Source organism: Actimicrobium sp. GrIS 1.19 (assembly GCF_035984655.1).
Classification (GTDB): Bacteria; Pseudomonadota; Gammaproteobacteria; order Burkholderiales; family Burkholderiaceae_D; genus Actimicrobium.
Genome location: NZ_JAXCHT010000063.1, coordinates 1 through 4,623, shown reverse-complemented (window position 1 = coordinate 4,623; position 4,623 = coordinate 1). Strand labels below are relative to the sequence as shown.

General features: G+C 60.8%; 4 protein-coding genes and 1 pseudogene. 2 read left to right on the top strand and 3 right to left on the bottom strand.

Annotation, left to right across the window (positions count from 1 at the left end):
• Window positions 1-83: 83 nt before the first annotated feature.
• The 3 genes from RCH09_RS19765 to RCH09_RS19345 form a co-directional block, all read right to left on the bottom strand.
• Window positions 84-233 carry a diguanylate cyclase domain-containing protein gene (locus RCH09_RS19765; RefSeq protein ID WP_442785068.1) on the bottom strand — a complete coding sequence of 50 codons (150 nt, stop codon included), beginning with the start codon at window positions 231-233 and terminating at the stop codon, window positions 84-86.
• 732 nt (window positions 234-965) lie between these two features.
• The gene (locus RCH09_RS19350; protein WP_326942778.1) at window positions 966-1,487 is read right to left on the bottom strand and encodes a hypothetical protein; all 522 of its coding nucleotides are present in this window, start codon (window positions 1,485-1,487) and stop codon (window positions 966-968) included.
• 15 nt (window positions 1,488-1,502) lie between these two features.
• Window positions 1,503-1,919 (bottom strand): BON domain-containing protein, encoded by a 417-nt coding sequence (locus tag RCH09_RS19345; protein WP_326942777.1) that lies wholly within the window; start codon window positions 1,917-1,919, stop codon window positions 1,503-1,505.
• 506 nt (window positions 1,920-2,425) lie between these two features.
• Between RCH09_RS19345 and RCH09_RS19340 the strand changes: the two genes are divergently transcribed.
• Window positions 2,426-3,448: a ligase-associated DNA damage response exonuclease gene (locus RCH09_RS19340; RefSeq protein ID WP_326942776.1), complete on the top strand. Its 1,023-nt coding sequence runs from the start codon at window positions 2,426-2,428 to the stop codon at window positions 3,446-3,448.
• Window positions 3,441-4,535, top strand: a pseudogene (locus RCH09_RS19335) (ATP-dependent DNA ligase); the annotation flags it as partial. The gene RCH09_RS19340 and the pseudogene RCH09_RS19335, both read left to right, overlap by 8 nt.
• Window positions 4,536-4,623: the final 88 nt, after the last annotated feature.

The window sequence follows — 4,623 nt, the reverse complement described above, 5'->3', positions numbered from 1 at the left end:
GCGTTTGTGTTGATGAGTGTGTTTCTCGATAACTTACATTTTATCAATCACTTACGGCATTCTTGCCCTTTTTTATGCAAAATTCAGGCTAAAGCAATGGCGAACTCATGACCGCCGGATCTTGCAACGATATCGCATTCGCGGGTTGCCTCCATGATACTGGTCGAAACAGCGCGCAACAACAGGTCGCCCGTCGCGCGCCCCTGCGAGACCGACCGCCAAGAGGTGGGCAGTGGCTTCGCACCGACGAGGCCCAGCTAGACGTGAACATCGCGGATCTGGCCAAGCGTAGTGGCGCATCAAGCTCGACCACTGTGGTCCAGCCAACAGGTTGTGCGTGGAGATCACGCCCGCCTGCGTACTGCCAGCGCAGTCAGCATGCCCGATCGCTCCATCAATACCAAAGGAGGAGACTGGAACCTGGCACACCTTCCATCGGGTCGGTGAACCGCTCGACTGTCATTGGAAAAGGCGCAAAATTCGGCCATGGCAGACGTATGCGATCAACAACAAATGGCGCATACTAAACCAAGCTATTTCGCGACCAAACGGCAATTCGGAGGGTAAGTGAAAAACTATATGAACACCGTTTGGATGGACGCACATCCATTCCGACTCCCGTGTATCGAGCGAATGGCCTTGGCCCAATCATGGCTATCGAAAAACCCGCACGATATTGAGGCGTTTAAGAAGCACTTCCCTGACGCGATGTCAGCGTGTTCGCCGTACGAGCTGAAGCTGGTACGGTCACTGCCAAACCAGACTGAGCCGTGTCGTGCAGCATTCTGCAGCGGCATGTCGCGCGCACGGCAGTCACGTCCAGACAGGGCAGTACGGCGGGGCCAAAGCGCCATCTCCCTCGGCACAGCAAAATCTGACGATACGGACTTGTGTTGCGGTAAATCGTCTGCGACATAAGCCTTCCGGCAACAGCTTCGTGCCGGAAAGCGGTTGCGACAACGGCGTCAGGAAGGTGTCGAAGCTTCCGTCGTCGATTTGATGTCTTCTGCCTTGGCGTCCTCGAAAATCTTTTTCGCGACGCTGACCTGGTCGCTATTTTCCGTATGCACCGAAATCAAGACGTTACCGCCACGGATTTTGCCTTCGTACAGCTTGGCTTCGTACTCTGGAATGCCCATCCCCACCAAGCCGCCGACGATGCCGCCGGCAGCGCCGCCGATGGCTGCGCCGCCGAGTGCGGCCATGATCGGACCGGCTGCAATCAGCGGGCCGACGCCGGGAATGGCGAGGGTGCCTATCCCGGCCAGCCAGCCTAAAATGGCGCCGGCGCCCATGCCTGCAACGCCGCCAGTGGCAGCGCCTTCTGGCAACTTGGTGTTCTGTTCGTGCGCGAAATCACGGGTGCCGCCCTTGTCCGGAAACAGAACGGAAATTTCATTATTTGAAAAATTCGCGTTTTTCAGCGACTGCACGATTTGCTCTGCGTGGGTGGAATCTGAGGCGATGCAATAAACAGCTGTTTTCATGATGTGCTCCTGGGGTTAATTGGCTTTAACGTCAAGTTGGTTATCAATGCTCGCGACGCCTTCGACCTGCTTCACGATTGCTTCAATCTTTGCTTTTTCGTCCGCGTTTTTCACCGGACCACGCAAGGTAACGGCTGCGCCTGCAACCATGATCTTGACGTTGTGTGCTGAGGTTGACAGGGTCTTGTCATGGACCACCGAACGCCGCACCGCCGCCAGCAACTTGCGGTCGGATTTCACATTGGTTTGATTTTGTGGGAGCGCCGTATTGTCCTTATCCCGGGCGTTCATGCCCGAGTTGTCGACATTTTTCCCGACCGCATTCTGCGGCGGCGGTGTCCCGCCAGCCGGTACGACGGTCGTGTCGGTGGCGAATGCCGTGGCGCAGGTCAGTATCACCGGGAGACATAAAATCTTGATGACATTACGCATATTGCCCTCCAAACAGTTGGCGCTTTGTCCAGCGCGAGAGCTGACAATAGGGTGACCGTGGCTGGATGTATGTGCGCAATCGTACGTATTTAAGAACGTTTTGCACGCTGGCCGGATAGCCGATAATTGGCCCGTTTATTTTTTTGGTGGGGCGGTGGGGTGCGAGCGGCAGATGCGGATGTTGGGTTATTGTACGGACATGGAATCGACGCAACTGAACACAGTATTGGCAGGCTGCGCAGGCTCGCGCATCCCGTGCCCGTTGTCGAATCGAGTCCCTGTGCCGGGCAGTCGCCCCGAAGGGTATGCAAAATCATTTGGCACGGCGGACATCAATGCGTGGTTCGTTCCATCGACTGCACCGTGCCACGACACGCGCGCGCTGTGCTGCCAGCCTATCGGGGAAATCTCGATTGTCCGCCAAGCTGCCCAGGCACCTCACACCCATGCTGAAATTGAACGGGATCGACTCGCCACTGATCACTCACCCTGCGTGAAAGTGTGTAATGGCTGATCTGATCATCGCACGACCCGAAGGCTTGTACTGCCCGCAAGGAAACTTCTACATCGACCCCTGGCGGGCGGTCGAGCGGGCGGTGATCACGCACGGCCACGCCGATCATTCGCGCACCGGACACGGGCATTATCTGGCCGCCGCGCCCGGCGCCGGCATTCTGCGCGCGCGGCTCGGCGAGATCAATCTGCAAACCGCGCAGTATGGCGAAAGCATCGTGCATAACGGCGTTGCGATCTCGCTGCACCCGGCCGGCCATGTGCTGGGCTCGGCGCAGGTCAGGCTGGAGCACCGGGGTGAGGTCTGGGTGGCTTCGGGCGATTACAAGGTCGAGCCGGATGGAACCTGTGCGGCGTTCGAGCCGGTGCGCTGCGACACCTTCATTACCGAGTCCACCTTTGGCATGCCGATCTATCGCTGGCAGCCACAGCGCGAGATCTTCGATGACATCAATCAATGGTGGCGTGCCAACGCCGCAGCCGGTCGCGCCAGCGTGCTGTACTGCTACGCCTTCGGCAAGGCGCAGCGCATCCTGTACGGTGTCGACGCCAGCATTGGACCGATCATCTGCCACGGCGCCGCCGAACCACTCAACCGGGTGTATCGCGAAGCCGGTGTGGCATTGCCGCCGACCAGTCTGGTCACTGACATCAGCGACAAGGCCACGCTGAACACCGCGTTGGTGCTGGCGCCGCCTTCGGCCGGCGGGACGACCTGGATCAAGCGCTTCGGCGATTACAGCGACGCCTTCGCCAGCGGATGGATGTTGCTGCGCGGCGCACGCCGCCGGCGTGGCGTCGACCGCGGCTTCGTGCTGTCGGATCATGCTGATTGGCCTGGGCTGATGCAGGCAATCAAGGCGACCGGCGCCGGGCGCGTCATCGTCACGCACGGGCAGATCGGCGTAATGGTGCGCTGGCTGCAGCAAAACGGTCTGGAGGCGGGCGCGTTTCAAACCGAATACGGCGCCGAACCCGACGAAGGCAAGGGCGCCGAGGTCGCCGCGCATGCGTGACTTCGCCCGCCTTTTCGATGCGCTTGATGCCACCACTTCGACCACCCGCAAACTGGCCGCGCTGATCAGCTATTTCCAGAGCGCGCCGCCACAGAATGCGGCGTGGGCCGTGTACTTTCTGGCCGGCGGCAAGCCGCGCCAGGCGGTGCCGACCAAACTGCTGCGCCAATACGCCACCGAGGCCGCCGGACTCGACACCTGGCTGTTCGACGAATGTTATGCCGCAGTCGGCGACCTTGCCGAAACCATCGCCCATATTCTGCCGCCGCCGTCGCGGCACGGCGATACCGGACTGGCGCAGTGGATGGAACTGCGGATTCTGCCCCTGCGCGGGGCCGCGCCCGAGGTCATCCGCGCCGCGTTGCTTGATTACTGGGATGAACTCGATCCCCGCGAGCGCTTCCTGCTGACCAAGCTGATCGGCGGTGGCTTTCGGGTCGGCGTCTCCAGGCTGCTGGTGACGCGCGCGCTGGGCAGCGTGGCCGGTCTCGACGGCAAGTTGATCGCGCAGCGCCTGATCGGCTGGACCGATGGACGCAGCCGGCCCGACGCAAGCCGGTTTCAGCAGTTGATTGCACCGGTCTCGGAGGATGAACAGGCACGGCGCGGCGGTCAGCCTTATCCCTTTTTTCTTGCGCATCCGCTGCAGGCCGCGCCGCAATCGCTGGGCGATATCCAGCAGTGGCAGGTCGAATGGAAATACGACGGCATCCGCGCGCAGCTGGTCCGGCGTGACGGCCAGACCTGGCTCTGGTCGCGCGGCGAAGAGCTCATTACCGAACGCTTTCCGGAACTGGCCGACGTGAATCTGCCGGACGGCGCCGTCATTGACGGCGAGATCCTGGTTTGGCAGGGCGAGATGCCGACCGCGTTCGGCGAGCTGCAAAAACGCATTGGCCGCAAAACCCTGTCCGCCAAAATGCTGGCCGAGTTGCCGGTGGTGCTGGTGGCCTACGATCTGCTCGAGTTGGACGGCGCCGATCTGCGCCAGGCCACGCAGGCGGCGCGCCGCGCCGCGCTCGAACAGATGGTCGCTGCCGTCGCCTCGCCGCAGCTCAGGTTGTCGCCTTTGATCGTTGCTGTTCGCGCCGACCCAATATTGATCCACCGTGCCGATCGAAATTTGACCCAGGGCTGGGCGCTGCGTTGTTGAATAGCAGCTGTGGATAAGTGTA

Bases quoted from the DNA above. Each gene is read 5' to 3' on its own strand.
- RCH09_RS19350 (WP_326942778.1), bottom strand. From the start codon at position 1,487: ATGAAAACAGCTGTTTATTGCATCGCCTCAGATTCCACCCACGCAGAG.
- RCH09_RS19345 (WP_326942777.1), bottom strand. From the start codon at position 1,919: ATGCGTAATGTCATCAAGATTTTATGTCTCCCGGTGATACTGACCTGC.
- RCH09_RS19340 (WP_326942776.1), top strand. From the start codon at position 2,426: ATGGCTGATCTGATCATCGCACGACCCGAAGGCTTGTACTGCCCGCAA.